This is a genomic window from Mycolicibacter sp. MU0083 (assembly GCF_963378075.1).
GTDB classification, from domain to species: domain Bacteria; phylum Actinomycetota; class Actinomycetes; order Mycobacteriales; family Mycobacteriaceae; genus Mycobacterium; species Mycobacterium kokjensenii.
Genome location: NZ_OY726394.1, coordinates 3,393,741 through 3,419,352, shown reverse-complemented (window position 1 = coordinate 3,419,352; position 25,612 = coordinate 3,393,741). Strand labels below are relative to the sequence as shown.

Annotated in this window: 25 protein-coding genes; 18 read left to right on the top strand and 7 right to left on the bottom strand. The window is 68.1% G+C overall.

From position 1 onward, the window contains the following. The first annotated feature begins 28 nt into the window (after positions 1-28). From RCP38_RS16050 to RCP38_RS16020, 7 genes are read left to right on the top strand one after another with little or no spacing between them, the layout of a single operon-like run. Positions 29-1,123 (top strand): MCE family protein, encoded by a 1,095-nt coding sequence (locus tag RCP38_RS16050; protein ID WP_308473913.1) that lies wholly within the window; start codon positions 29-31, stop codon positions 1,121-1,123. Further along, positions 1,120-2,571, top strand: coding sequence for an MCE family protein (locus RCP38_RS16045; protein ID WP_308473912.1), 1,452 nt, complete (start codon positions 1,120-1,122; stop codon positions 2,569-2,571). The genes RCP38_RS16050 and RCP38_RS16045 overlap by 4 nt, the downstream gene beginning before the upstream one ends. Beyond that, positions 2,568-3,731: an MCE family protein gene (locus RCP38_RS16040; RefSeq protein WP_308473911.1), complete on the top strand. Its 1,164-nt coding sequence runs from the start codon at positions 2,568-2,570 to the stop codon at positions 3,729-3,731. The genes RCP38_RS16045 and RCP38_RS16040 overlap by 4 nt, the downstream gene beginning before the upstream one ends. After that, positions 3,732-5,276: an MCE family protein gene (locus tag RCP38_RS16035; RefSeq protein ID WP_308473910.1), complete on the top strand. Its 1,545-nt coding sequence runs from the start codon at positions 3,732-3,734 to the stop codon at positions 5,274-5,276. It begins immediately after the preceding gene. Between the two features lie 21 nt (positions 5,277-5,297). Then, the gene (locus RCP38_RS16030) at positions 5,298-5,804 is read left to right on the top strand and encodes an Rv2253/PknI dimerization domain-containing protein (protein ID WP_308473909.1); all 507 of its coding nucleotides are present in this window, start codon (positions 5,298-5,300) and stop codon (positions 5,802-5,804) included. A gap of 38 nt (positions 5,805-5,842) precedes the next feature. Then, entirely contained in the window at positions 5,843-6,238 is a 396-nt protein-coding gene (locus RCP38_RS16025) for a hypothetical protein (RefSeq protein WP_308477354.1), read from the top strand. A gap of 37 nt (positions 6,239-6,275) precedes the next feature. After that, positions 6,276-6,734, top strand: coding sequence for a hypothetical protein (locus RCP38_RS16020; protein WP_308473908.1), 459 nt, complete (start codon positions 6,276-6,278; stop codon positions 6,732-6,734). Between the two features lie 22 nt (positions 6,735-6,756). On the opposite strand, the gene RCP38_RS16015 is transcribed toward RCP38_RS16020, so the two are convergent. The 5 genes from RCP38_RS16015 to RCP38_RS15995 form a co-directional block, all read right to left on the bottom strand. Continuing rightward, positions 6,757-7,416, bottom strand: coding sequence for a twin-arginine translocation pathway signal (locus tag RCP38_RS16015; protein ID WP_308473907.1), 660 nt, complete (start codon positions 7,414-7,416; stop codon positions 6,757-6,759). After that, positions 7,413-8,138 (bottom strand): hypothetical protein, encoded by a 726-nt coding sequence (locus RCP38_RS16010; protein WP_308473906.1) that lies wholly within the window; start codon positions 8,136-8,138, stop codon positions 7,413-7,415. Before RCP38_RS16010 ends, RCP38_RS16015 begins: the two co-directional genes overlap by 4 nt. A gap of 97 nt (positions 8,139-8,235) precedes the next feature. Then, on the bottom strand, positions 8,236-8,667 hold the full coding sequence (locus tag RCP38_RS16005; RefSeq protein WP_308473905.1) for a hypothetical protein: 432 nt from the start codon (positions 8,665-8,667) through the stop codon (positions 8,236-8,238). Between the two features lie 127 nt (positions 8,668-8,794). Further along, positions 8,795-10,414: an FAD-dependent oxidoreductase gene (locus RCP38_RS16000; protein WP_308473904.1), complete on the bottom strand. Its 1,620-nt coding sequence runs from the start codon at positions 10,412-10,414 to the stop codon at positions 8,795-8,797. A 29-nt stretch (positions 10,415-10,443) separates the two neighbouring features. After that, positions 10,444-11,133, bottom strand: coding sequence for an IclR family transcriptional regulator domain-containing protein (locus RCP38_RS15995; RefSeq protein WP_308473903.1), 690 nt, complete (start codon positions 11,131-11,133; stop codon positions 10,444-10,446). A gap of 139 nt (positions 11,134-11,272) precedes the next feature. On the opposite strand from RCP38_RS15995, the gene RCP38_RS15990 reads away from it, so the two are divergent. The 11 genes from RCP38_RS15990 to RCP38_RS15940 all read left to right on the top strand — a co-directional run bounded on the left by RCP38_RS15990 (position 11,273) and on the right by RCP38_RS15940 (position 23,683). Continuing rightward, entirely contained in the window at positions 11,273-12,136 is an 864-nt protein-coding gene (locus RCP38_RS15990; RefSeq protein ID WP_308473902.1) for an alpha/beta fold hydrolase, read from the top strand. Position 12,137: 1 nt separating this feature from the next. Then, on the top strand, positions 12,138-13,859 hold the full coding sequence (locus RCP38_RS15985) for a bifunctional 3-(3-hydroxy-phenyl)propionate/3-hydroxycinnamic acid hydroxylase (RefSeq protein WP_308473901.1): 1,722 nt from the start codon (positions 12,138-12,140) through the stop codon (positions 13,857-13,859). After that, positions 13,816-14,745, top strand: coding sequence for a 3-carboxyethylcatechol 2,3-dioxygenase (locus RCP38_RS15980; RefSeq protein ID WP_373692377.1), 930 nt, complete (start codon positions 13,816-13,818; stop codon positions 14,743-14,745). Before RCP38_RS15985 ends, RCP38_RS15980 begins: the two co-directional genes overlap by 44 nt. 53 nt (positions 14,746-14,798) lie before the next feature. Next, a complete protein-coding gene (locus RCP38_RS15975; protein ID WP_308477352.1) occupies positions 14,799-16,481 on the top strand; it encodes an FAD-binding protein in 1,683 nt (560 codons plus the stop codon). Positions 16,482-16,484: 3 nt separating this feature from the next. Then, positions 16,485-17,798: an LLM class flavin-dependent oxidoreductase gene (locus RCP38_RS15970; RefSeq protein ID WP_308473899.1), complete on the top strand. Its 1,314-nt coding sequence runs from the start codon at positions 16,485-16,487 to the stop codon at positions 17,796-17,798. Continuing rightward, positions 17,795-18,631 carry a coniferyl-alcohol dehydrogenase gene (locus RCP38_RS15965; protein WP_308473898.1) on the top strand — a complete coding sequence of 279 codons (837 nt, stop codon included), beginning with the start codon at positions 17,795-17,797 and terminating at the stop codon, positions 18,629-18,631. Before RCP38_RS15970 ends, RCP38_RS15965 begins: the two co-directional genes overlap by 4 nt. After that, positions 18,619-19,608, top strand: coding sequence for a cyclase family protein (locus RCP38_RS15960; protein ID WP_308473897.1), 990 nt, complete (start codon positions 18,619-18,621; stop codon positions 19,606-19,608). The genes RCP38_RS15965 and RCP38_RS15960 overlap by 13 nt, the downstream gene beginning before the upstream one ends. A 19-nt stretch (positions 19,609-19,627) precedes the next feature. Continuing rightward, positions 19,628-20,386 (top strand): alpha/beta fold hydrolase, encoded by a 759-nt coding sequence (locus RCP38_RS15955; protein ID WP_308473896.1) that lies wholly within the window; start codon positions 19,628-19,630, stop codon positions 20,384-20,386. Positions 20,387-20,396: 10 nt separating this feature from the next. Further along, complete coding sequence (locus tag RCP38_RS15950) at positions 20,397-21,218, top strand: alpha/beta fold hydrolase (protein WP_308473895.1); 822 nt, start codon at positions 20,397-20,399, stop codon at positions 21,216-21,218. A gap of 180 nt (positions 21,219-21,398) precedes the next feature. Further along, positions 21,399-22,697 carry an AurF N-oxygenase family protein gene (locus RCP38_RS15945; protein ID WP_308473894.1) on the top strand — a complete coding sequence of 433 codons (1,299 nt, stop codon included), beginning with the start codon at positions 21,399-21,401 and terminating at the stop codon, positions 22,695-22,697. 158 nt (positions 22,698-22,855) lie between these two features. Continuing rightward, positions 22,856-23,683 carry a class I SAM-dependent methyltransferase gene (locus RCP38_RS15940; protein ID WP_308473893.1) on the top strand — a complete coding sequence of 276 codons (828 nt, stop codon included), beginning with the start codon at positions 22,856-22,858 and terminating at the stop codon, positions 23,681-23,683. A 12-nt stretch (positions 23,684-23,695) separates the two neighbouring features. Here RCP38_RS15940 and RCP38_RS15935 read toward each other — a convergent pair whose 3' ends face one another. Next, positions 23,696-24,130 carry a nuclear transport factor 2 family protein gene (locus RCP38_RS15935; RefSeq protein ID WP_308473892.1) on the bottom strand — a complete coding sequence of 145 codons (435 nt, stop codon included), beginning with the start codon at positions 24,128-24,130 and terminating at the stop codon, positions 23,696-23,698. Then, positions 24,127-25,611, bottom strand: coding sequence for an aldehyde dehydrogenase family protein (locus RCP38_RS15930; RefSeq protein WP_308473891.1), 1,485 nt, complete (start codon positions 25,609-25,611; stop codon positions 24,127-24,129). Before RCP38_RS15930 ends, RCP38_RS15935 begins: the two co-directional genes overlap by 4 nt. Position 25,612: the final 1 nt, after the last annotated feature.

Genomic DNA, 25,612 nt, shown 5'->3' with positions numbered 1-25,612 from the left:
CCGCACTCGGACGACCGGAGGCCCGCCGATGCTGAAATATCACGGTCGGCACCTGTCCCGGATGGGGCTGATCGGCGTGGTGGTCATCGCGTTCATCATCGCGATCGGCCTGCAGCCCGAACAGCTGATCCAGTGGGCCACCTGTGTGCGCTATCAGGCCAAGTTCGCCGAGGCCGGTGGCCTGGCCACCGGAGCCGACGTCACCCTCTCGGGGATCAAGGTCGGCTCGGTCACCGACGTCTCCCTCGACAACGGCGACGCCCTGGTGACGTTCACACTGGACGGCAAATACGGGCTCGGGTCACAGTCCACCGCGCATATCCGCACCGGGTCGCTGCTGGGCGAACGGGTGCTGACGGTGGAGCCCGCCGGCAGCGGGCGGATGCGTCCGCTGGAAGTCATCCCGCTGACCCGTACCTCGTCGCCGTACTCGCTCGTCGACGTCGTCGGGGAACTGACCTCCAACACCGCCGGCACCGACACCGAGTCGCTGAACCGGTCGCTGGACACCCTGTCGGACACCATTGACCAGATCGCGCCGCAGTTGGGCCCGACGTTCGACGGACTGAGCCGACTGTCCCGGGCGATCAACAACCGCAACGAGGGCCTGTCCGACCTGCTGAAGTCGGCGGCCGAGCTCACCGGGGTGCTCTCCGAACGCAGCCAGCAGATCAACTCGCTGATCCTGGACGCCGACAGCCTCGTCGACGTGCTCAACACCCGTCGGCAGGCGATCGTCAACCTGCTGGTCAGCACGTCGGCGGTCTCCCGGCAGCTCTCCGAACTGGTCGCCGAGAACAACGACCAGCTCAAGCCGATGCTGGAGAAGACCATCGAGCTGAACAAGGTCTTGGAGAAGAACCGCGACAACCTGGCGAAGGCGCTGCCCGGATTGGCGAAATACGAACTCACCCAGGGTGAGACGGTGTCCAACGGTGCCTACTACAGCGCCTACGTCCCGAACCTGTTCCTGCCGCAGCTGTTCCAGCCGTTCATGGACTACATCTTCGGCTTCCGACGCGGCGTGGACGCCGGACAGCCGCCGGACAACGCCGGTCCGCGAGCCGAGATTCCGTTCCCGATCAACGGGATTCCGCAGCCAGGAGATCTGCCGCCCCGATGAAGACTGCAAAACCACTGCAGATCGCCGCGGCCGCACTGGCCGCGGTGCTCCTGCTCGCCGGTGCGGGCATCCTGGTCCGGCACACCGTGTTGAAGCCGACCCGGATCACCGCATACTTCGCGACGGCGACCGCGATCTACCCCGGTGACGAGGTCCGGGTCTCGGGGGTGAAGGTCGGCACCATCGACCGCATCGAGCCGCAGGGCACCCAGGCCAAGATCAGCATGCGGGTGGACCGCAAGGTCCCGATCCCGGCCGAGGCCAAGGCCGTCATCGTCGCGCCCAACCTGGTCGCGGCCCGGTTCGTCCAGTTGACGCCGGCCTATCACCGCGGCGACGGGCCGACGATGAAGGACGGGGCGGTGATCCCGCGCGAGCACACCGCGATTCCGGTGGAGTGGGACGAGGTCAAGACCCAGCTCAACCGGCTCGCCGCCGAACTCGGCCCGCGCAGCGGAGTGTCGGGCACCTCCGCCGCGCGTTTCATCGACAGCGCGGCCAACGCGATGGACGGCAACGGCGCCAAACTGCGGGAGACGCTGGCCCAGCTGTCCGGGGTGGCCCGGATCTTCGCCGAGGGCAGCGGCAACATCGTCGACATCATCTCGGGCCTGCAGACCTTCGTGACGGCGCTGCGTGACAGTGACCAGCAGATCGTGGTGTTCGAGTCCCGGCTCGCGACGCTGACCAGCGTCATCAACGACAGCCGGAACAACCTCGATGCCGCGCTCGTCGACTTCGCCGGCGCGATCGACACGGTGCGCGACTTCGTGGCGGGCACCCGCGCCGAGACGGCCAAGGCGGTGCAGGGGGTGGCCAACGTCAGCCAGACCCTGGCCGAGGCCAAGGACTCGATCCGCAACATCTTGCACATCACCCCGAACGCGATCGCCAACACGCTGAACATGTACAACGTGACCAGCGGTACCCCGGTGGGCTCGTTCGCGTTCGCCAACTTCAGCAACCCGGTCCAGGCGATCTGCACCATGACCGGCGGGATCGGCAACGTCACGTCGACCGAGACCGGCAAGCTGTGCGAGGCGTACTTCGGGCCGGCCATGCGGCAGCTGAACTTCAACGGGATGCCGCTGCCGATCTCTCCGTACCTGACCAAGGCGGCCAGCCCGGACAAACTCATCTACACCGATCCGGCGCTGATGCCGCACGCCGAACACCCGGCCAACCTGCCGGAGCAGGAACCGTCGATCTCGGCCTACACCGGCCTGCACGGCGATGTCCCGCCCCCGCCGGGATGGACCGATCCGTTGCAGCCGCGCGGTTCGTATGCACCCGACGGTCTGCCCGCCGCCGCGACACCGCCGCTGATCCCCGGAGCCCCGCTGCCGAGCCCGACGACCTTCGACGGGATGCTGCTGCCGGGCGGCCCGCCGCCGCCCGGACCGCCGCCGCCCGGACCGCTGCCCGCAGAAGGGGGACCCACCCCATGATCGGTGTTCGTTCGCTGCGCAGAGGAGTCGCGGTCGCCGCGCTGGTCGCCGCCACCACGACCGGTTGCGCGTTCGGCGGCTTGAACTCGATTCCGCTGCCGGGTGCGCAGGGCCACGGCGCCGGGGCGCAGCACTTCCGCGTCGAACTGGCCAATGTGGGCACCCTGGAATCCAATTCGCCGGTGATGCTGGCCGACGTGGTGATCGGCAGCGTCGGCAAGATGACGGTCACCGACTGGCACGCCAACGTCGACATCACCGTCAACGAGGGGGTCGAGGTACCGGCCAATGCGGTGGCGACGGTCGGCCAGACCAGCCTGCTCGGCTCCATGCACCTGGCACTCAACCCACCCATCGGCCAGTCGCCGACCGGGCGGATGGCCGCCGGGGCCACCATCCCGCTGGCCGATTCCTCGACCTACCCGTCCACCGAGCAGACCCTGTCGTCGCTGGCGGTCCTGGTCAACGGCGGCGGGCTCGGCCAGATCGGTGATGTCATCCACAACTTCAGCGCGTCGATGGCCGGCCGGGAAGCCGACATCCGTGACCTGATCGCCCGATTGGACCGCTTCACCGCCGCGCTGGACCGGCAGCGCAACAACATCGTCGAAGCCATCTCGGAGATGAACCGGACGGCCAGCACCTTCGCCGGCGAACGCGAGACCATCAACCGCGCGCTGAACAAGATCCCGCCCGCCATCGATGTGCTGATCAAAGAGCGGCCGACCTTCATCACCGCGATGACCAAACTCGGCCAGTTCAGCGATCTGTCGGCCGGACTGGTCAACGACGCCGGCAACCACCTGGTCTCCGATCTCATCCACATCGAACCGGCGCTGCGTTCGCTGGCCGACATCGGCCCGGAACTCAACGCCGCGGTGGCCTATGCGTCGGCGTTCCCCTACGGCCCCAACGCCATCGAGCGCGCCGTGCGGGGCGACTTCCTGAACCTGTTCGCGGTCTTCGACCTCACCAAACCGCGCCTCAAGCGCGCCCTGTTCGCCGGCACCCAGTGGGGCGACGAGGATGCGAAACTTGTTCCCGCGCCCGGTGATCCGTGGTACCTGAACTATTCCTACGATCCACTGCAGGAGCCGATCCTGCAGGCGACCCACGACGGATTGCCGTCGGATGCGCTCGGTTCGGGAGGGGGCCGCTAAATGCTGACACGCTTTGTGCGGATCCAGCTGATCCTGTTCCTGGTGGCATCGGTGATCGGCGTCGGGGCCATGCTCTTCGGCTACATGCAGGTGCCGACCATGCTGGGCATCGGTCGGGTCACGGTCAAGCTCGATCTGCCCGAGACCGGGGGGCTCTACCGTTTCTCCAACGTCACCTACAACGGGGTGCAGATCGGCACCGTCACCGATGTCGCGCTGACCGACCACGGTGTGCGGGCCACCTTGTCGCTGGACCGGTCGCCGAAGATCCCGGCCGACCTGGTGGCCGCGGTGCGCAGCGTCTCCGCGGTCGGCGAGCAGTACGTGGACCTGCTGCCGCGCAGCGACGGCGGGCCCTACCTGCACAACGGTTCGGTGATCGCGGCATCCGACACCGAGGTCCCCCAACAGGTCGGTCCGATGCTCGACCAGGTGAGCAAGCTGGTCGACAGCATCCCGAAGGAGAAGCTCAGCGGCCTGCTCGACGAGACCTTCCTGGCGTTCGACGGCGCCGGCTACGACTTCCAGTCGCTACTGGATTCGGCGACGACCATCAGCGGCGACGCCAACCGGGTCTCGGACAAGATCCGCAAACTGGTCGACGACGGTGCGCCGCTGCTGGATTCCCAGAACCAGAGCACCGATGCGATCCGCACCTGGGCGCGCAGCGTCGCCGGGATCACCGAGCAGGTCGCCGTCAACGACCCCCAGCTGCGGACCATCCTGCAGCGCGGTCCCGGCTTCGCCGACGAGGTGTCCGGGCTGATGAAAGATCTCAAGCCCACCCTGCCGATCCTGCTGGCGAACCTGGTCACGCTCGGACAGGTGCTGATGGTCTACAACCCCTCACTGGAACAGTTGATGGTGTTGCTGCCCGGATACATCGCCGCCCAGCAGTCCTTCGGTCTGCCGAAGAACAACGCGACCGGCCTGCCGCAGGGTGACTTCACCCTCACCTTCGGCGATCCCAACCCGTGCACGGTGGGATTCCTGCCGGCGTCGTCGTGGCGGTCACCGGCCGACACCACCACCATCGACACCCCGGAGGGCCTGTACTGCAAGCTGCCGCAGGATTCGCCGATCTCGGTCCGCGGTGCCCGCAACTTCCCCTGTATCGAACATCCGGGCAAGCGCGCGCCGACGGTGGAACTCTGCGACGACCCGAAGGGCTTCGTCCCGATCGCGATGCGCCCGCACCTCACCGGTCCGGGACCGATCGACCCCAACCTGCTCAAGCAGGGCATCCCGATCGATGACCGGGCCGACTATCGGGAGCGGATCTTCGCCCCGGTCGGTGGCACCCCGCTGCCGCCGTGGGCCACTCCGTCGGGGACACCGCCGGATCTGCCACGGCCGGAGGTACCGGGGCCGCCGCCGGCCTTCGCCGACCACGACCCGGGACCCGCGCAGGCGCCGTCGGTGGCGGTGCTGCCCTATGACCCGAACACCGGCAAGTACATGACTCCCGACGGGCGCTACGAGCAGCAGGCGAACCTGGCCCCCGATTCCGCGCCGAAGTCGTGGACCGATCTGATGCCGTTCTGAGTCGCGAAGGAGGAGATGATCGTGCGTGCACTTCAGCTGGCCGTGGCCGCAACGGCTTTCGGCCTCGTGGTGGGGTCGACTCCGGTACTCCCCGCGCAGGCCGCGTTGGGTTTCGAACTCAACGGCGCCTACCGGGTCACCTCGAACGGGCAGTGGGCCAAGACCAACGAGGTCTACATGGACGAGGTGACGGTCACGTCGGTGTGGACGTTCAGTTCCAGCTGCGAGAACGCCCACATGTGCACCGGCCAGGTCAGCAGTGACCAGGGCTGGACCGCGCCGCTGGAGTTCCGTACCTCGCGCTGGATCGTCGACCGTTTCCACGAGAACTGGCAGACCTGCCCGGACGGCACCACTTCGTCGGGCCGGCAGCGCTACCAGTTCCAGGGCAGTGACGCCAACGGCCAGTACGACAAACGCAACATCGATCTGCTGGTCGGCTACGACCGGACGATCGGTGTCTCGGGGGCCTGCGGTCGCAACATGCCCACGGTGATCCAGATGCCGATGCGGGTCGAGCGGCTCTAGACGTGGGGGAGATGATGCAGAAGGCTCACCCGGTGAGGATGCTCGCCGCCGCGGCGCTGGCCACCGGAGCGGTGCTGGCGGTGGCCCCGGCGGCGCCGTCGGTGGCCGAACCGTACGTGCCGATGTGCGACGTCCCGGCGTGCACTCCGGGGATCGCACCGAACGTCGTGCTGGGCGCGCCGTGCACCAACACCACCTACTTCGTGTTCGGGTCCGCGGTGGCCGGTGCCTCCACGCTGCCGGGCCGGTTGGTGTTCTGCGGGTCGCCGCGCCGCTACGAACCGCGCTGGTTCCGCTCCCCGGAGATGCACGGCGTCAAGGAGGAGAACAGCAAATGCGACGAGTACGTCGGCGAGGTGGCCCAGGCGCCCGACGGCCTGTTTCTGACCTGTGTCGCCGACGGGGAGGCGCGGTGGCGCCGCGGGGACCTGTAGTGGATCGACTGTGCTGAGAAGTAAAGGGAGTTCGGCAATGATGCGGACGGCTGTCGGGGCCGCAGTGGGCGCGCTGACCATCGCCACCGTCGCGGCGCCGACCGCGGCCGCGGACATGGCTTACGGCAACTACGACGTACTGAGCGATCGTTGGAACGACGCCAGCTGGGTGTGGGCCGCCTACCCGTGCGAGGAGATGGGCAAGTTCGACACGCTGCCCAAAGGCTGCGTCCACGTGAGTGCGATCGACCGACCGCACTTCTTCGGTCGGGGGTACTACGGTGGCACCGCCAGGCTGGTGGACGGCAAGTACTCGTTCACCTCGGACTACCCCGACGGTCTGCACTGCCCGCTGGGTGGTTATCTCCCGACCCGGGACACCTTCACCTGGGACGCGAACACGCTGACCGGCGTGATGGAGTCGCACTTCGAGGTGGGCTGTTTCAACGGCCCGCCCGGAGTGAACACCTGGACGTTCGCCTTGGTGCGGCTGTAGTTCCGCGGCCGGTACCGCGCGACTAGACCGGGTCGAAGGAGGAGATCAGCCACCGGCCGTCCTGCTTCTGCAGGCCGACCTTGACGCTGCTCATCGAGTAGGAGCCGTCCGGAACGGTCTTGCTGATGGTGGTCTGATTCAAGAAGATCAGCACCTCGGCGGAGTGCGGGCGCATCGAGATGATGCCCTTGCGCACCACCGCCGCTATCGTCTGCACTTCTTTCTCCTTGGCCGCCGGCGTCACCACCTTCTCGGTGAAATCGGTGTAGTAGGAGAGGAAGTCGCCGGTCAGGTGGGTCTTCGCGGCGTTGAAGTCCTTCTCGAGCGTCTGCGGCGAGTAGGTCAGCACCGCGACCGCGCCGTCGGCGGCGGCGGCCAGCACGGCCTGCTCGGCTTCGGCGCCGAGTTGCTGGTCGGCGCGCAGCACACCGAAGTACAGCCAGGCGGTCAGGCCCAGCGCCGCCACCAGCAGTCCGGCGAGTGCGGCCGCAACCCAGCGGGCCGTTGAGACGGTGGGGGCGGTGGCAGCACCGGTTTCCGGGGTCTCGGGACCCGAACCGGCAGCATCCGGTTCGGTGTCGGTAGCCGGGTCGGGGGCCGGTTCGGTGCCGGGGACGGCGTCGACGGTCCCGGTGGTCTCGGTGATCTCGGCCGTCACGTCGTTCTCGTCGTCGGTGCTCATGCGGCGAAGTCCACCTTCGACATCTTGACCTGGCCGCCTTCGCGGGCCAGGTGCACGGTCAGCCGCCAGTTTCGGGGCTCCTCTTTCGCGCCGGCGGTGTTGGTGACCTTGGTGCTGGCCGCGACCAGTACCACCGCCTCGGTGTCGGTCATCGATTCCACTCCGGCGTAGGTGGCGTCGACCGTGGTGACGGTCTTCGATTCGCGGGCGACCTTGGCGAAGTCGGCGGCGTGGGACTCGAAGTCCTTCCTGAACTCGCCGGTCGAGTTGTCGATGATCGCCTGGACGTCGGCGTCGACGGTCTCGTAGTTCAGCGACATCAGCGTCACCACCCCCTGCCGGGCGGCCGCGGCATACTCGGCGGTCTGGTGCTGGCGCTGGGCGACGCCGCGATGGTGGTTGAGGATCAGCACATCGACGGTGATGAGCCCGCCGATGGTGAGTACCGCAAGAACCGCCGCCGCCAACAACAACAGCCTCGGGGTGCGACCGCCGAAGCGGTTCGCGACGGCCGGTGTCGGGTCGCCGCCCGCGGTGACGATCTCGGTGTCCGCGGTGCCGGTGGCCTCCTCGGTGGGGTCGGCCTCCAGCTCGGATTTGAGCAGCTGTTCGCGGGCCCGGGCCACCTCCGCGGCGGCTTCGGCGGCTTTGGCCTCGGCCTCCGTCAGAGCTTCCCGTGCGGCGTGTCTGCCTCCGGGCGTTGCCGGGTCACGCGACGGCATACGGCCTCCTGTCCGTTATCGGCACCGCTGCAACGCGGCTCCCCACCAGCTCACGCATCTGCGGAAGACCGTCCTGAAACGGTAGCACCAGGGCCTCTCACCAGGTGCGGAGCGAACAGAGCGCTCCCTTGGTCCCGGCATCGGTGGCGACCACGACGTCGTCGACACGCAGTTCGCACACGAACCCGGGGGCGGCCGGCGCGGGATGCATCGCCGGCAGCGACACCACCACCATCGCCCAGTCGTCGGGGTTGGCCAGGGTGGTCTCGAAGATCCAGGGCTGGTTCGGCCCGATTATGACGTCCGCTTTGGGACTGTATTCATACGGGTTGTGGCTGTACTCGCCGAAGTTGGGCGGCTGCACTTCGCGGTAGTAGATGTTCGCCTGGGCGGTCTCGGTGGAACTGACCGAGTAGCGCACCCGGTGCGGCGCGGCCTCGTCGGCGCCGGCCGGTCCGGCCGCGGTGAGTGCGCCGGCCCAGCACAAGCCCACGGCCAGGGATGACGCGGCGATCTTCCTGCCTGTCACGGGCTCCTCCACTGTTACGGCCGTCGGGCCGGCCGCCCCGCCAAAGACTGCAATTCTTTGCAGGGAAGAATAGCATTTCCGCCCGGTGGGTGGCGGGAGAACGAATCGCCCGTCGGGCCCACCGCCCTCACGCGTCGGCGGCGGCCGCTCGCCCGGCCCGGAAGCCGAAGACCATGGCCGGGCCGATGGTGCCGCCCGCTCCACCGTAGGCCCGTCCGGTCACTCCCGCCATGGCATTGCCCGCGGCGAACAGTCCGGGGATGGGCCGCCCGGTGACGTGCAGGACGCGGCCGTCGGAGTCGGTGCGCGGCCCGCCCTTGGTGCCCATCGCTCCGACGGACAGCGGTACGGCGTAGAACGGCGCGGCGTCGATCGGTCCCAGGGTGCGGCCGGCGACGGTGGTGGCCGTATCGTCGCCCCAATATCCGTCGTAGGCGCTCGAGCCCCGGCCGAACTCGGGATCGGATCCGTCCGCCACTCCCCGGTTCCAGGCCGCCACGGTCTGGGCCAGGCCGTGCTCGTCGATGCCGGTCTTGGCGGCCAGGGTGGCCAGATCCGGGGATTCGCAGAACCATTCCGGGCCGGTGCCGCCGGGTTCGATGCCCAGGAATCCGTACCGGCGCAGGTGTTCGGCGTCGAACACGATCCAGGCCGGATCGTTGACGTACCCGCCGCGCGGTTCCAGGTAGTGGAAGGCGCCGGCCATCGAGTTGTAGTCGCAGGCCTCGTTGACGAAGCGGCGTCCGGACCGGTTGACGATGATGCTGCGCGGGCGGGTGCGCTCGAGTCGCACGCTGCGACTGCGCTGTTCACCGTCGATGGTGTCCCCGGGGATCCGGACGATCGGTACCCACCAGGCCTCGCCCATGTTGGCCAGGTCCGCACCGTGTGCCATCGCCATGCGCAGCGCGTCGCCGGTGTTCTTCGGCGGTGACACCGCACCGCGCATCGGTCCGCGCAGGAACGCCTCGACCAGCGTGACGTCCCACTCGAATCCGCCGTTGGCGAGGATGACGCCGCGCCGGGCGCGCACCCGGCGCGAGACGCCGCCGGCCTCCACCCGGACGCCGGTGATCGCGCCGTCGGCGTCGGCGAACAGTTCGACGCCGCGGCAACCGGTGGCCGGGGCGACCCCGCGATCGAGCAGGCCCTTGAGCAGTCCGGCGATCAGCGCGGCACCGGCCACCCGGATGTCACCGGCGGAGTCGGGATCGAAGTCGGCGTTGAGCCGGGCGCGGGTCTCGGCGTCGAATCCGACGTTGCTGTAGTCCGCCGGGAACGCGGTGATCCGGTCCTGCCAGGCACCCACCCGGGATACGTCGTAGGGCAGCGGGCTCAACGAGCGCCCGCCCCCGGGCCGGCCCCCGGGCAACTCCGGCTTGTAGTCGGGGAAGCCGGTGGCGACCTCGAACCGCACGTCGCTGTGGGCCTCGACGAAGTCGACCATCTCCTGGCCGGTGCGGACGAACGTCGAGACCAGCGCGTCGTCCATCGCGCCGAAGGACTGGGCCCGCAGGTAGTCCATCGCGGCTTCCACGGTCAGATCGGGCGCCCGGTCGTGCGCCGGGATCCAGGCGATGCCACCGGAGACCGCGGTGGTGCCGCCGACGGTCTCGGATTTCTCGTAGAGCGCGACGGACGCGCCGTGCACCGCGGCGGTGAGCGCGGCGGTCAGACCGGCGCCGCCGGTCCCCAACACCACTACGTCGACGGTCTCGTCCCAATCTTCATGCGCGCCAGCCGGCATCGGTGTATTCCTCTCGGGCACTTCGGGTTTCAGCTAAGGATTTCGGAGAGTCGACGCGCCGCGGCCAACACGGCATCCCGACCGCGCAGCACCACGTCCTCGCGATGCGAGATCAGGTTGATGCAGGTCGGCGGCGACGGCGGCCGGCGGCGTACCGGGACGGCCAGCCCGAATGTTCCGGGCTCGATCTCACCGTGGGTGACCACCCAGCCGCGCTCCCGGGTCTGCGGGACGATGTCGCGTTCGCCGGGGCGCGCGGGCATGGCCGCCAGCAGCGCGATCCCGGCCGCGCCCAGGCTGAGCGGATGGCGGCTGCCCTCGTGGAACGCGAGTTGGTAGCCCACCTGGGTGGGGACGATCACGGCGACCGCCACCTGCTGGTCACCCTCGGCGACCAGCAGCGACACCGTCGTACCGAGTTCGTCGGCGAGGGCGCGCAGGGTCGGCAGGCTCAACTGGCGCACGTTGTTGTCGAACGAGGCGCCGAGCACGGCCAGCGCGGCGGCCGAGCGGTAGCGCCCGTCGTCGCCCTTGGCGATCAGCCGGAAGCCGGTGAGCGTGTTGAGCAGCCGGTAGCTGATGGTCCGGTGTACGCCGACCCGGTCGGCGACCTGCTGCACCGTCAGTCCTTCCGGCGCGGCGGCCACCGCCTGCAGGGCGGTCAGTCCGCGGGCCAGTGTCTGCGAACCCCGCGCGGTCTCGGCGGGAGCTTCGGGCATCAGCGGGGCCTCCTTGACATACACCCGTGCGAGAGTGATGCTCTTGAATATAACGTACACATGTGTGCGATAAAAGCACGTCTTGTATGGCGTAAAACGAGAATGGCATTTTCGTACGACCGCAGGGAAGAGGTGGCAGGTGCCGGACTTCGAGAGCGTCTGGAGTGATCTCCAGGGCGTCGCGTTTGAGCAGGGCTACCTCGACGCGAACGGTGTCCGCACCCGCTACCTGCGGGCCGGCGACCCGACCAAGCCGGTGCTGGTGTTCCTGCACGGCTCCGGCGGGCACGCCGAGGCCTACGTCCGCAACCTGGCCGCCCACGCCGAGCATTTCTGGACCTGGTCGGTGGACATGCTCGGCCACGGCTACACCGACAAGCCCGGCCACCCGCTGGAGGTCGGCCACTACGTCGCGCATCTGCTGGACGTACTCGACGTCATCGGCGCACCGACCGCCAGCATCAGCGGTGAATCACTCGGCGGCTGGGTGGCCGCGCGCGTCGCCATCGATCACCCCGACCGGGTGCAGCGCCTGGTGCTCAACACCGCGGGCGGATCCCAGGCCGACCCCGAGGTGATGCAGCGGATCGTCACCCTGTCGATGGCCGCGGTCGAGAACCCCACCTGGGAGACCGTGCAGGCGCGCATCAAATGGTTGATGGCCGACAAGTCCAAGGACTACGACGACATCGTGGCCAGCCGCCAGCGGATCTACCGGCTGCCCGGTTTCGTCGACGCGATGCGCGACATCATGGCGTTGCAGGACCCCGAGACCCGGGCCCGCAACCTGTTGGGGCCGGCCGAGTACGGCCGGATCTCCGCGCCGACGCTGGTCGTCTGGACCAGTGACGACCCCACCGCCGACGTCGCGGAGGGCCGGCGGATCGCCTCGATGATCCCGGGCGCCCGGTTCGAGTTGATGCCCGGTTGCGGGCACTGGCCGCAGTACGAGGACCCCGACACCTTCAACCGGCTGCACCTGGAATTCCTGCTGGGACGCTGACGTGGCCTCCGAAAAAGCTGCCGCCACCGACGTCGACGTCGTCATCGTCGGGGCCGGACCCGTCGGCCTGACCCTGGCCAACATCCTCGGTCTGCAGGGCATCCGCACCCTGGTCGTCGAGGACCGGGCCACCCTCATCGACTACCCCCGCGGCGTCGGCCTCGACGACGAGTCGCTGCGGACCTTCCAGGCGATCGGTTTGGTGGATGCGGTACTGCCGCACACCGTCCCGAACCAGATCCTGCGGTTCTACGACGGGCACCGGCGACTGCTCGCCGAGATGGCGCCCGCCGACGCCTGTTTCGGCTGGCCCAAGCGCAACGGTTTCGTGCAACCGCTCGTCGATGCCGAACTGCTGCGCGGCCTCGACCGCTTCGACCACGTCGACGTCCGGTGGGGCCACCCGATGACCGGCTGCACCGAGACCGCCGACGCCGTCACGGTCAGCCTCGGCGCCGACGGCACCGAACCGGAGACCGTGACGACGCAGTACCTGGTGGGTTGCGACGGTGGACGCAGCACCACCCGCCGGCTGATGGGGGTGTCCTTCGACGGCACCACCTCCTCGACGCGGTGGCTGGTCGTCGACATCGCCAACGACCCGCTCGGCCATCCCAACAGCGAGGTCGGCGCCGATCCGGCACGCCCGTACGCCTCCATCTCGATCGCCCACGGCATCCGCCGGTTCGAGTTCATGATCCACGCCGACGAGACCGACGAGCAGGCCGAACACCCGGACTTCGTGGCGCGGATGCTGGCCCCGTTCCTGCCGCATCCGCACGACGTCGACGTGATCCGCCAGCGCGTCTACACCCACCACTCCCGGATCGCCGGAGCCTTCCGCCGCGGCCGGCTGCTGCTGGCCGGTGACGCCGCGCACCTGATGCCGGTGTGGCAGGGGCAGGGCTACAACTCCGGGATCCGCGACGCCATGAACCTGGGCTGGAAACTGGCCGCCGTGGTCCACGGCCAGGCCGGGCCGAGCCTGCTGGACAGCTACGACACCGAGCGCCGCAAACACGCCCGCGCCATGATCGACCTGTCCACCATGGTCGGCAGGGTGATCTCCCCGACCAACCGCCGGGTGGCCGGCCTGCGTGACCGGGTGATCCGCGCGGCCTCGGCGGTGCCGACCCTCAAGCGCTACGTGCTGGAGATGCGGTTCAAACCGATGCCGCGCTACGAGCAGGGTGCGGTCGTCCACGACCAGCCGCGCCGGCCCGACTCGCCGGCCGGAACCCTGTTCATCCAGCCGAAGGTCGACACCCGCACCGGCACCGACCTGCTGCTGGACGACGTGATCGGCACCGGATTCGCGGTGCTGGCCTGGAACAACAACCCCCGGGTGCTGCTCGGCGAGGAGGCCTTCGCGCGCTGGAAAGCCTTGGGGGCGAGCTTTATCGCGCTGCGTCCATCGACTCAGTTGCACTGGACCCCGCCGGGACACGACGACGATCCGGAAGTCACCATCGTCGGCGACCGGACCGGGCGGCTCAAAGAGTGGTTCGACGGCCACAGCGAATCGGTGCTGTTCCTGCGCCCCGATCGATGCATCGCCGCGGCTTGCATCGCCCAGCGGGCACCCGAGGTCAGCGCACGGCTCTGCGCCGCCCTGTCGCTCGGCCCCGCTTCGACCGGCGAAGGGGGTGATCGCTCCGATGGCACTGGCCCTGTGCTGCATGTCCCACAGTCCACTGCTGAATCTGCCGGGACCGCCCCGTGAGTTGATGGACGACGTCGAGGCGGCGATCGCCGAGGCAGCCGCGTTCGTCGCGGACTTCGACCCGCAGCTGACGGTGGTGTTCGCGCCGGATCACTACAACGGCTTCTTCCTGCGGCTGATGCCGCCGTTCTGCATCGGCACCGCGGCGGCCGGCATCGGCGATTACGGCACGCATCTCGGCGCGCTGGACGTTCCCGCCGACCTGGCCCGCCAGTGCGCCGAAGCGGTGCTGGAACACGGTGTGGACGTGGCGGTTTCGGCAGCCATGGACGTCGATCACGCGGTGGTCCAACCGCTGGAGCGGATCTTCGGCGCCGCCACGGCGTGCCCGGTGATCCCGATCTTCATCAACGCCGTCGCCGCACCGCTGGGGCCGCTGAGTCGCGCCAGAGCACTAGGAGCCGCGGTAGGGGAGTTCCTGGCCGGCCTGGATCTGCGGGTCCTGGTACTGGGGTCCGGCGGGCTGTCACATGATCCGCCGATCCCCACGCTGGAGACCGCCCCGCCGGTCACCCGGGACCGGATCCTGCACGGCACCGCGATGACGGCGCAACAGCGTCAAGCCCGCCAAGAGGCGACGATCGCCGCGGCCCGCGACTTCGCCGCCGGCGCGAACAACCTCGCTCCGCTGAACCCCGAATTCGATGCCCGGTTCCTGTCGATCGTGGACGACGGCGACCTCGGCGACCTCGACGACTGGTCGAACACCTACATCACCGAAGCCGGCGGCGGATCCGCGCACGAGATCCGCACCTGGGTCGCGGCCTTCGCCGCGCTCGCCGCTCAGGGCGGCTACCGCACCGCCCACCGCTACTACCGGACGGCCCCGGATCTGATCGCCGGATTCGCGGTCCGCACAGCAGAACTCACGGAGGTGAACGGGTGACCGCCACAGACCACGTCGTCGACGTGCTCGTCATCGGATCCGGCGGCGGCGGCATGACCGCCGCACTGGCCGCCGATGCCCGCGGCCTGAACACCCTGGTGGTGGAGAAGGCATCGCACTTCGGCGGATCCACCGCGCTGTCCGGCGGCGGCATCTGGGTGCCCGGCGCCCCGTCGCAGCGCCGGGAAGGCTACTCGCCCGATCCCGACGACGTACTGACCTACCTGCGTGCGATCACCGACGGGTTGGTCAGCGACGCGCGGTTGCGGCAGTACGTCGAAGCCGCACCGAAGATGATGGAGTTCCTGGAGCAGACCAGTTCCTGGTTCGAGTTCGTCTGGAAGCCCGGCTACGCCGACTACTACCCGGAACTGCCCGGCGGCTCGGAACTGGGCAGCACCATCAACGTGCCCGCCATCGACCTGCGCAAGCTCGGTGACGAGGAGCAGAATCTGCTGGCGCCGTTGGCGCTGGCTCCCAAGGGAATCTGGCTGGGGCCCAAGGACCTCCGGCTGTTCTACCAGGTTCGGCAGTCGTGGCGGGGTAAGGCGGTGCTGTTCAAGCTGCTGTGGCGGATGTTCCGGGCCCGGGTGTTCGGCGACCGGATGGCCGCGATCGGCCAATCGCTGGCCGCCCGGCTGCGCCTGGCCATGGTCGATCGCGACATCCCGCTGTGGCTGGACACCCCGATGACCGAACTCATCACCGACGAGTCCGGCGCCGTCACCGGCGCGTTGGTGCAGCGCGACGGCCGGGCCCAACGCATCATCGCGCGCCGCGGCGTCATCCTGGCCAGCGGCGGTTTCGACCACGACCTGGCCTGGCGCAAACAGCATCAGCCGGTGCTGGAACACGATTGGAGCTTCGGCAATCCGGTGGCCACCGGTGACGGCATCCGGGCCGGGGAACGTATCGGTGCGGCCACCGACCTACTCGACGAAGCATGGTGGTTCCCGGCGCTGTGCTGGCCCGACGGGCGCCTGCAGTTCATGCTCAACGAGCGCATGATGCCGTCGCAGTTCATCGTCAACGGTGCCGGCGAGCGCTTCATCAACGAGGCCGCGCCCTACATGGACTTCGCGCACGCCATGATCGCCGGCCAGCGCGACGGCGTCACCCATATCCCGTGCTGGCTGGTCACCGACCAGCGGTCCTTCCACCGTTACGTCGTCGCCGGTCACCTGCCGATCCCCAAGATCCCCGGCGCACCGGTACCGACCGGCCGCCGGATCCCGCAGGCCTGGCTGGACTCCGGGGTGGTCAAGGCGGCCGGCTCCTTCGAGGAGCTGGCGACCGAGATCGGTGTCCCGCCGCAGCGACTGCGGGCCACCGCGGAACGGTTCAACGAACTGGCCCGCGCCGGCCACGACGACGACTTCAACCGCGGCGACAGCGTCTACGACAACTACTACGGTGACCCGACGCTGCCCAACCCCAACCTGTATCCGCTGGGCAAGGGGCCCTACTACGCGTTCCGGATCATCCTCGGCGACCTGGGCACCTCCGGCGGCCTGCGCACCGACGAACACGCCCGGGTGCTGCGCACCGACGACTCGGTGATCGACGGGCTGTACGCGGTGGGCAACACCGCGGCGCCGGTGATGGGCCGCAGCTACGCGGGCGCCGGAGCCACCATCGGCCCGGCCATGACGTTCGGCTATGTCGCCGCACAACACATTTCCGCACATCAACGATCCGGCGAAGCACAGACTCCCAACACAACTCCCAGGAGGTAAGACGTGAAGATCTCACTGTTCTACGAATTCGCGCTGCCGCGTCCGTGGTCGGACGACGACGAGTACCGGCTCTTCCAGGACGGCCTCGACGAGGTGGAGGCCGCCGACAAGGCCGGGTTCTCCACGGTCTGGCTCACCGAGCACCACTTCCTGGAGGAGTACTGCCACGCCACCGCGCCGGAGATGTTCCTGGCCGCCGCCAGCCAGCGCACCGAGAAGATCCGGCTGGGCTTCGGGATCATGCACCTGCCTCCGGTGGTCAACCACCCCGCCCGGGTAGCCGAGCGGGTGGCCACCCTGGACCTGCTCTCCGGCGGCCGGGTCGAATTCGGCACCGGGGAGGGCTCCTCGATCGCCGAACTCGGCGGCTTCGGCATCGACCCCGCCGACAAGCGCGCGCAGTGGGAAGAGGCCTTGGAGGTCTCGATCCGCTGCATGACCGAAGAGCCGTTCACCGGATTCGAGGGCCAGCACGTCCAGATGCCGGCCCGCAACGTGGTCCCCAAGCCCATGCAGAAGCCGCACCCGCCGGTCTGGGTCGCCTGCACCCGACCCGCGTCGGTGCAGATGGCCGCCGAGAAATGCATCGGCGCGCTGAGTTTCGCCTACACCGGGCCCGGCCCGCTGGCCGAGCGGGTCAACGGTTACTACAAGGAGCTCGAGGAGAACGGCGTCCCCATCACCCCGCAGGTCAACCCGAACATCCTGGCCATCGGTGGCGACCTGTCGATGATGGTGGCCCCCACCGACGAACAGGCGATCGCCCGGCTCGGCGTCGGCGGCGGCTTCTTCTCGTACGGGATCATGCACTACTACATGACCGGCGAGCACACCCCGGGCCGGACCGGGGTGTGGAAGAGCTACCTCGACGCCGTCGAGAAGGACCCGACGCTGGCCTACGGTCCGGGCCGCGGCGCGATCGGGAGTCCTTCGACCGCACGGGAATTCCTGCGCGGCTACGAAGAGAGCGGTGTCGACGAACTCATCCTGCTGCTCAACCCCCGTAGTCACGAGGCGACCATGGAAGCGATCGAGCTGATGGGCAAGGAAGTACTGCCCGAGTTCATCGAACGCGACGAGAAGGCGGTCGCGGACAAAGCCAAGCGTCTCGAACCGGTGCTGGAGAAGCTGGAAGCGCGTCGGCAGAAGTCGACCGCACCGGTCTTCGACGAGTCCTACTCTTTCGGCGGGCTGCCGACCGGACGCGGCGGCAAGTTCACCGCCACGGAGATCCCCGAGGCGATGGCCGAGATGAACGAGGGCCGGGTACAGGCCGCGCAGCTGGCCAAAGAGGAACGGGAACGCGGCCAGTCGTGAGGGCCCCCGCCGGTCTGTGCCGCTACGACGGGCGCCGGACCGTCGTCACCGGCTGCGCATCGGGAATCGGTGCGCAGCTGGTGACACAACTCGCCGAGCTCGGCGCGCAGGTCGTCGGCGTGGACCGGCTCGAACCGGCCGCGGAACTCGACGCGTTCCACAGCGTCGACCTGGCCGATCCGGCGTCGATCGATGCAGCGGCCGACGCGATCCGGGGGGCCGGTCACGTCGATGCGCTGTTCAACGTGGCCGGAGTGTCCTCGGGCATCGGTGATCCCGAGCGGGTGGTGACGATCAACTTCCTCGGGATGCGCGAACTCACCGAAGCCCTGCTCCCGGTGATGCCGGCGGGTTCGGCTATCGCCAACGTGTCCTCCCTGGCCGCTGCCGCCTACCGGGAGAACGCCGCCACCACCGTCGGTCTGTTACACACCGACGGCATGGCGGCCGGATTACAGTGGTGCCGTGCCAACCCCGCCGCGCTCGCCGACGGCGGCTACCGGCTGTCCAAGGAGGCGATCATCCTCTACGGCATGATCAAGGCCGGTCCGCTGGCGCAGCGCGGCATCCGGATCAACTGCACCGCACCCGGCGTCACCGAGACCCCCATCCTCGACCAGCTGCGCAGCAGCTACGGGCAGGGTTATCTCGATGACATCCCGAAACCGCTGGGGCGGGTGGCCGATGCCGGGGAGCAGGCGACCCCGTTGGTGTTCTTGAACAGCCCCGCCGCCGGCTACATCACCGGTCAGGTGTTGTGGGTCGACGGCGGTAACATCGCCGGCCGCGGTGCGGCCGCGTTGGCGGAGGGGGCGGGATCGTGGCCGGGCTGACCGAATTCCGGCGGGTCGCAGAGACGGTCCGCAACTGGGGGCGCTGGGGTGACACCGACGAACTGGGCACCCTCAACCTCATCACCGAACGCAAGATCGCCGATGCCGCCCGGCTGGTGCGCCACGGCAAGGTCTTCCCGCTCGGGGTGGACTTCGGGTCCTCCGGTCCGCAGGGGGCATTCCAGTTCCGGCACAACCCGATTCACGTGATGACCGTCGACGGCGGCGACGTGAACACCCTCGCCCACTACGGTCCGGAATGGCAGCGCAACATCGTCGCGCAACAGTTGAGCGAATTCTTCGTCGACAACCCGTTCCGGTTCAACGACGACATGATCGTGATGCCGTTGCAGGCCGCCACCCAATGGGATGCGCTGTCACACGTCTACTACGACGATCAGCTCTACAACGGATTCCCGGCCGGCTCGGTGACCAGCCTGGGCGCGTACCACTGCGGAATCGACAAGGTGGACGGCAAAGGCATCACCTCCCGCGGTGTGCTGCTGGATGTGGTCGCCCACCGGGGCGCGGACACCTTCCTGCCGCTGGGTACCCCGATCACCCCGGACGAACTCGACGAGGTGGCCCGCGCGCAACGGGTCACCGTGGAACCCGGCGATATCGTCCTGGTGCGCACCGGATGGTGGCAACGATTCCGGCAGACCGGCGACGGCGCCGAACCGGGCGCCGGACTGGACTGGCGGTGCGCGTCGTGGCTGCACGACCACGACGTCGCCGCCGTGGCCGCCGACAACCTGATGGTGGAGAATCCGGTCTCCGGCGTCGACGGAACCTACCTGCCGCTGCACATGCTGTGCCTGCGCGACATGGGACTGATGCTCGGCGAGTACTGGGATCTGGGCGCACTGGCCGCCGACTGCGCTGCCGACGGGATCTACGAATTCCAATTGGTGGCACCGCCGCTGCGCGTCACCGGCGGGGTCGGCTCACCGGTCAATCCCATCGCCATCAAGTAGTCCCGGCCGAGGAGCAACCATGCGATTCGTGTTCGTGCACGGCGGATTCCACGCGGCCTGGTGCTGGGAGCGCACCGTGGACGAACTGGCGAAGATCGGCCACACCGGTGTCGCCGTAGACTTGCCCGGCCACGGTTCGCGCATCGCCGAGGAATCCACCCTGGCGAATCGCCGTGCGGCGGTGGCGGCCGTCCTGGAGGACGGCGATGTTCTGGTGGGCCATTCCGGCGGGGGATTCGACGCCACGCTGGGTGCCGACAGCGCACCGGAACGGGTGCGCCACATCGTCTATCTGGCCGCCGCGCTGCCCCGCGAGGGCCGCAGCTACACCGATGCGATGACGATGGGCGCCGAAGGCGCGGAGTTCTTCGACACCGCGGCCGCCGACATGCTGAGTCATCTGCACTTCGCCGACGACGGAGCGATGACCTTCGCCGACCCCGAGGGCGCACGGCAGTACTTCTACCACGACTGCGACGACGAAACGCTGCGCTGGGCGTTCGAACGGCTCGGGCCGGAACGGTTCGGCGACACCACCGTCGCGCCGGTGTCGGTGCCGAACTTCTGGGCGGCCGATCTGGGCCGCAGCTTCATCCGCTGCGAGCAGGATCGCGCCTACCCGCGCTGGCTGGCCGACCTGGTCTGCCACCGCCTGGGAGTCGAACCCCTGACCATCGACGCCTCGCACTCACCGTTTCTGAGCCGCCCCGCCGAACTGGCCGAACTGCTGGTGCATGCCACCACGACCCGGCCGGTCGGACCACTGATCCCCGATTGAGGAGCCCCCGTTGTCGGTTACCCGCAAGACCGTCGTCGTCGACGGCCTGATCACCTCTTATCTGGAAGCCGGCGACCCGTCCGCCCCGGCCGTGGTCCTGCTGCACGGCGGCGAGTTCGGCGCCGGCGCCGAAGTCGGTTGGGAACGAACGATTCCCGCGCTGGCCGACCGTTATCGGGTGCTGGCCCCGGACCTGCTCGGGTTCGGCGAGTCGGCCAAGGTCATCGATTTCAACGACGGCCGCGGAATGCGGATTCGTCATGTGGCGCGGTTCTGCGCGGAGTTGGGCGTCTCGGTGGCGGACTTCGTCGGCAATTCGATGGGGGCGATCATGCTGCTCGTGGACACCACCTCGGAGGCCCCGCAGTTGCCGGTGCGCCGACTGGTCGCCATCTGCGGCGGCGGTGAGATCCAGCAGAACGAGCACATGGCGGCGCTCTACGACTACGACGCGACCGTGCCCGCGATGCGCAAGATCGTGACGGCGCTCTTCCACGACCCGGCATACCCGGCCGACGACGACTACGTGGGACGGCGCTACACCTCCAGCACCGCGCCCGGTGCCTGGGAGGCGATCGCGGCGGCACGGTTCCGCCGCCCGGGCGCCGACGCGACGCCGCCGCCGTCCAGCAGTCGCCGCTATGACCGGATCTCGGTGCCGACCCTGGTGGTCGAAGGGGCCTGCGACAAGCTGCTGCCGTCCGGTTGGGCGGCGCAGATCGCCGATCAGATCCCCGGCGGGCGGTCCGTCGTGGTGGACGGCGCCGGGCACTGCCCACAGATCGAACAGGCCGAGTCCGTCAACGCGCTGCTGCTGGAATTCCTGCGCTGAGACCGGGCGGCGGGCCGCGCCCGACACCCGCGTTTATGAACGTGTTATGGTGTCAATAATTGCAGATAGCACACATTCAGCTTGTGAATATACCCACGTAATCCGATGTAATGGAAGCGATGGGTTTGCAAAAAGGGAAGGCTGATACTCTCTGCCGAGGATTCGACTCTGCAGATAGGGATGCACATGGTTGGTGGCGCGGGCGAGCCCGTAGTCGCGGCCGTCAGTAGGGCAGAAGAACTCTCCCGCGCCACCGTCGAGAAACGGTTCGATCCGTACGTCGATATCGACTGGGATGCACCGGAGAACGCCTTAGATAAAAACGATCCACGTTGGCAGCATTCGTCGAGTATTTCCCCGCTCGGCGCGACCACGTGGTACGCCGAACAGCCGTTGAATCGCCGGATTGCGATGGGGCGCTGGCTCACCGCGAACACGCTCAAGGTCGCGCTCCAATTCGAGATGATGCTGATCCGCGGAGTGGTGCATTCCGCGGGAAGACTGCCGAACGGTTCGCCTGTTTTTCAATATCTCCTGCATGAGATCGCCGATGAATGCAATCACATCCAGATGTTTCAGGATTTCATCAATCGGACCGGTGACGATGTGCCCGGAATGCGGCGGGGATCCCGGATCTTCGGCCCGATCCTGGCATTCATCGGGGGTTATGCGAGCGTCTTCCATTTCATCGGCGTGCTCTGCGGTGAGCAGCCGCTGCACTTTCAGCAGACGCTCCAGCACCGCGGCACCGCCGAAATACCTCCACTGCTGAATCGGATCACCTATATCCATTTGGCGGAGGAGGCGCGGCATATCGCATTCGTCGAGGACCACCTGGCCGAGCAGATCCGACGTGCCGGGCGGTTCAGACGGGCCTGTTACGCCATCGCACTGCCGTTGATGCTGCGGTGGTTGATCGGCGAGATGATCACCCCGCCGCGGGCATTCGCCCGACAGTTCGGGATTCCGCGCCGGGTCTTCAAGGACGCGTTCTGGCGCAGTGATCGATCGCGCGCGCTGATGTCGGAATCGGCGGCCGACGTCCGTCGGGTCGCCGAGGATCTGGGCCTGCGGACCGGGTGGCGGCGTTGGCTGTGGCGATTGCTGGGCATCGACGGCCGGCTGCCGCGGTACCGCGGAGAACCCAATCGTCGGCCGGTCCGCACCCGTGCGGCGTGGCATCCGATCGTGGTGGGGCGCGCGGTGGCCGCGGTGGCCATGGCCGCCGTCGCGTTGCTGGCGACACCGGATGGGGTACGGATCATCGCGGTCGCCGCGGCCGGCGCCGCGGTGTGGGCGGCCTATCAGACCGTCCGGGCGCGCCGCAGCACGGTGGTGGGCAATCAGCCGTTCGAATGGTCGAGGTTCGCCGTCTGGCTGGCCGTGTGTCTGGCCATGGTTCCGGCAGGCGGGCTTATCGGGCTGGCCCTGCTGGTCTTCACGATTCTCACGCTGTCTGAATTCATGCCGACCATGTAAACGCTCGGAGCGATTCGACGAATCGGGTCCGGAGAGCCGACGGGCCCGCCGGTCATCGACGTCGATCGACCGAATCTCGATTCGGTTCCCTTTTCAATTGCAACGCCAACGGATCTGTTGTGCGCCGAGGAAATTTCAACCCCAGAGAGTGGCAGCACATGCAGAGACCGAACCTTCCCTATTTCGACCTTCTCCTCGACGAGCGGAAGGACGGCGGCGCGACCGGGCAACTGTGGGAACAACAGGTGCACTGGGGCTATTGGGAAGACCCCAAGTCAGCCGACGGCACACGTGCCGACTACCTGGCGGCCATGGCGAACATGAACGCCGTGCTGTTCGAGGCCGCCAAGGTCGCGGACGGGCAGCGACTGCTCGATGTGGGCTGCGGATTCGGCGGGACCATTCAGCAGATCGACGGCGCGCATTCGGGGATGGACCTGATCGGCCTCAACATCGACCCGCGGCAACTGGCCGCCGCCGAGGCGCAGATCGGGGCCACCGCCGGCAACCGGATCGCCTGGGTCGAAGCCGGTGCCTGCCGACTGCCGTTCGAGGACAACTCCTTCGACCGGGTCCTGGCGGTCGAATGCATCTTTCACTTCCCGTCCCGGGAGCGTTTCCTGGCCGAAGCCGCGCGGGTGCTCAAGCCGGGCGGCTACCTGGCGGTGTCCGACTTCGTCCCGGTCACGGCGGCCTTCGGCAAGACCCCGATCTGGATGGCGATTCGCGCCCGGGTCGCGAAGTCCTACGGTGCGCTCGGCAAGGTGTCGCTGCGGTCCTACAAGTCGATGGGCGAACGCGCCGGCCTCCGGTTGGAGCGCAACCTCAACATCCGGAAGAACACGATGCCGACCTATCCCTTCCTGCTCAAGTTCTTTCGCGCGAACGGGTCAGACGTCCTGGTCGCCGGAACCCGTTGGATGAAATGGCTGGCGGCGGCGGGGCTGGTTCACTACCGGGTGTACACGTTCCGAAAGCCCGAGTAAACGGCGGAGCCGTCACCGCCCCGAGGCGGGGGGATTGGTGAACCACAAGTTCTCCTCGCGCAGCCCACGACTGCGCCACCCGTCGCCGGTGCGGACCAGATCGTGGTGGTAGTAGCCGCCGCAGTAGCTCAGATCGGTCATGCCCGGTAGCTGCATGGGGTTGTAGAACATCGCGCGCACCTGCGCGGAATCCCCGGCGAAGTCGAGGATCTCGATATTGGTGATGTAGTGCATGGACATCGGGATGGCGTCGAATCCGGCGGCCAGCCAGTCGGCCACCTCGTCCCGGGTGGCGCAGATGGCGCCCGCCGACGAGTAGTCGATGACGGCGTCCTCGGTGAACACCGACCGGTACAGCGCCCAGTCCTTGCCGTCGACGGCACGGGCATAGCGGTGCAGCAGCGCGGCGATGTCCAAGCGGTCGTCCGTCGAGGCGGGCACATTCATGCCGGCATCCCGATGGTTTTGATGTGCAGGTACTCGATGAAACCCTGGGTGCCGTTGCGGTACCCCAGGCCACTCTGCTTGGTTCCGCCGAACGGGCTGTCGATCCCGAAGTGACTCTTGCCGTTGATGGTCACGTTGCCGGTACGCATGCGGGTCGCGATCGACACGGCCCGGTCCACGTCGGCGCTGCTGACCTCTCCGGAGAGCCCGTATATCGAGTTGTTTGCGATGGCGACGGCCTCGTCGTCGGTGTCGTAGGGGGTGACGGTGAGCACCGGTCCGAAGATCTCCTCCTGGGCGATCCGACTGTCGGGGGCGACGTCGGCGAGCAGGGTCGGCTGGACGTAGTAGCCGGTGGGCAGCTGATCCGGAACCCCTCCGCCGGTGATCAGGCGGGCGCCCGATTTCAGTCCGGAATCGATCAACCCCAGCACCTTCTCGCGCTGTGTCCGGCTGATCTGCGGGCCCTGCATGTTGCCCGGAGTCCACGGATCACCCATCGGGAAGTTCTCCATCGAGGCCTTCAGCACCCCAAGTCCTTCGTCGTAGCGGCTGCGGGGCAACAGGATCCGGGACGGCAACACGCAACTCTGCCCGGACATCACACACGCCATCATCGCCGCCATGGGCAGCGCAGAACCGAAGTCCGCGTCGTCGAGCACGATGTGTGCCGACTTGCCGCCGAGTTCCAGCAGCGTCTTCTTCACCGTCGATGCGCCCGCGGCCAGGATGGCGCGGCCGGTGGCGGTGGACCCGGTGAAGGTGATCATGTCGACCCGCGGGTCTGCCGACAGTGCCGCGCCGACCTCGTTGGCGTTGGAGGTGACGACGTTGAACACCCCGGCGGGAATGTCGGTCTGCTCGGCGATGATCCGGCCGAGTTCGCTACCCGACCAGGGGGTGAGTTGTGCCGGCTTGAGCACGACGGTGTTGCCGGCCATCAACGCCGGGATGGTCTCGGCGATGTTGAGGTAGAACGGTACGTTCCACGGCGTGATCGCGCCGACCACACCGACCGGCTCGTAGTGCAACTTGCGTCGCGCCGGTCCCAACTGCGTGTCGTGTACGCCGGTGTCCACCAGGTATTCGAAGGAGCGGGCGTGCTCGGCCCAGTGCTTCACCTCGGCGATCGGGGATTCGATCTGGCTGCCGGTGACCGTGACCGGGCAACCGACTTCGGTGACCAGGATCCGGCGCAGCCGTTCCTTGTCGGCTTCCAGTGCGGCGTGCAGTTGCATCAGGCAGTGGAACCGGAATTCCAGATCGTGGGCCCAGTCGCCGGTGTCGAACGCGCGTCGGGCGGCGCCGACGGCCCGCCCGATGTCATCGACGGTGCCGTCCGCGGCAACGCCGACCACCTGCTCGCTTGCCGGGTGTTCGACGTCGAACGTCGCGCCGCCGGCGGCCTCGACCAGCTCGCCGTCGATGAGCATGCGGCGTTCGCCGGCCAGTACGCCCGAATCCTCTTGCACTGCAGTCATG

What these genes read in the sequence shown, in the direction of transcription:
- RCP38_RS16045 (WP_308473912.1), top strand. Translation starts at nt 1,120, where the DNA reads ATGAAGACTGCAAAACCACTGCAGATCGCCGCGGCCGCACTGGCCGCG.
- RCP38_RS16050 (WP_308473913.1), top strand. Translation starts at nt 29, where the DNA reads ATGCTGAAATATCACGGTCGGCACCTGTCCCGGATGGGGCTGATCGGC.
- RCP38_RS16040 (WP_308473911.1), top strand. Translation starts at nt 2,568, where the DNA reads ATGATCGGTGTTCGTTCGCTGCGCAGAGGAGTCGCGGTCGCCGCGCTG.
- RCP38_RS16020 (WP_308473908.1), top strand. Translation starts at nt 6,276, where the DNA reads ATGATGCGGACGGCTGTCGGGGCCGCAGTGGGCGCGCTGACCATCGCC.
- RCP38_RS16025 (WP_308477354.1), top strand. Translation starts at nt 5,843, where the DNA reads ATGCTCGCCGCCGCGGCGCTGGCCACCGGAGCGGTGCTGGCGGTGGCC.
- RCP38_RS15980 (WP_373692377.1), top strand. Translation starts at nt 13,816, where the DNA reads ATGTCCCACAGTCCACTGCTGAATCTGCCGGGACCGCCCCGTGAGTTG.
- RCP38_RS15955 (WP_308473896.1), top strand. Translation starts at nt 19,628, where the DNA reads ATGCGATTCGTGTTCGTGCACGGCGGATTCCACGCGGCCTGGTGCTGG.
- RCP38_RS16000 (WP_308473904.1), bottom strand. Translation starts at nt 10,414, where the DNA reads ATGCCGGCTGGCGCGCATGAAGATTGGGACGAGACCGTCGACGTAGTG.
- RCP38_RS15995 (WP_308473903.1), bottom strand. Translation starts at nt 11,133, where the DNA reads ATGCCCGAAGCTCCCGCCGAGACCGCGCGGGGTTCGCAGACACTGGCC.
- RCP38_RS15940 (WP_308473893.1), top strand. Translation starts at nt 22,856, where the DNA reads ATGCAGAGACCGAACCTTCCCTATTTCGACCTTCTCCTCGACGAGCGG.
- RCP38_RS16015 (WP_308473907.1), bottom strand. Translation starts at nt 7,416, where the DNA reads ATGAGCACCGACGACGAGAACGACGTGACGGCCGAGATCACCGAGACC.
- RCP38_RS16010 (WP_308473906.1), bottom strand. Translation starts at nt 8,138, where the DNA reads ATGCCGTCGCGTGACCCGGCAACGCCCGGAGGCAGACACGCCGCACGG.
- RCP38_RS16035 (WP_308473910.1), top strand. Translation starts at nt 3,732, where the DNA reads ATGCTGACACGCTTTGTGCGGATCCAGCTGATCCTGTTCCTGGTGGCA.
- RCP38_RS15930 (WP_308473891.1), bottom strand. Translation starts at nt 25,611, where the DNA reads ATGACTGCAGTGCAAGAGGATTCGGGCGTACTGGCCGGCGAACGCCGC.
- RCP38_RS15935 (WP_308473892.1), bottom strand. Translation starts at nt 24,130, where the DNA reads ATGAATGTGCCCGCCTCGACGGACGACCGCTTGGACATCGCCGCGCTG.
- RCP38_RS15975 (WP_308477352.1), top strand. Translation starts at nt 14,799, where the DNA reads ATGACCGCCGCACTGGCCGCCGATGCCCGCGGCCTGAACACCCTGGTG.
- RCP38_RS15945 (WP_308473894.1), top strand. Translation starts at nt 21,399, where the DNA reads ATGCACATGGTTGGTGGCGCGGGCGAGCCCGTAGTCGCGGCCGTCAGT.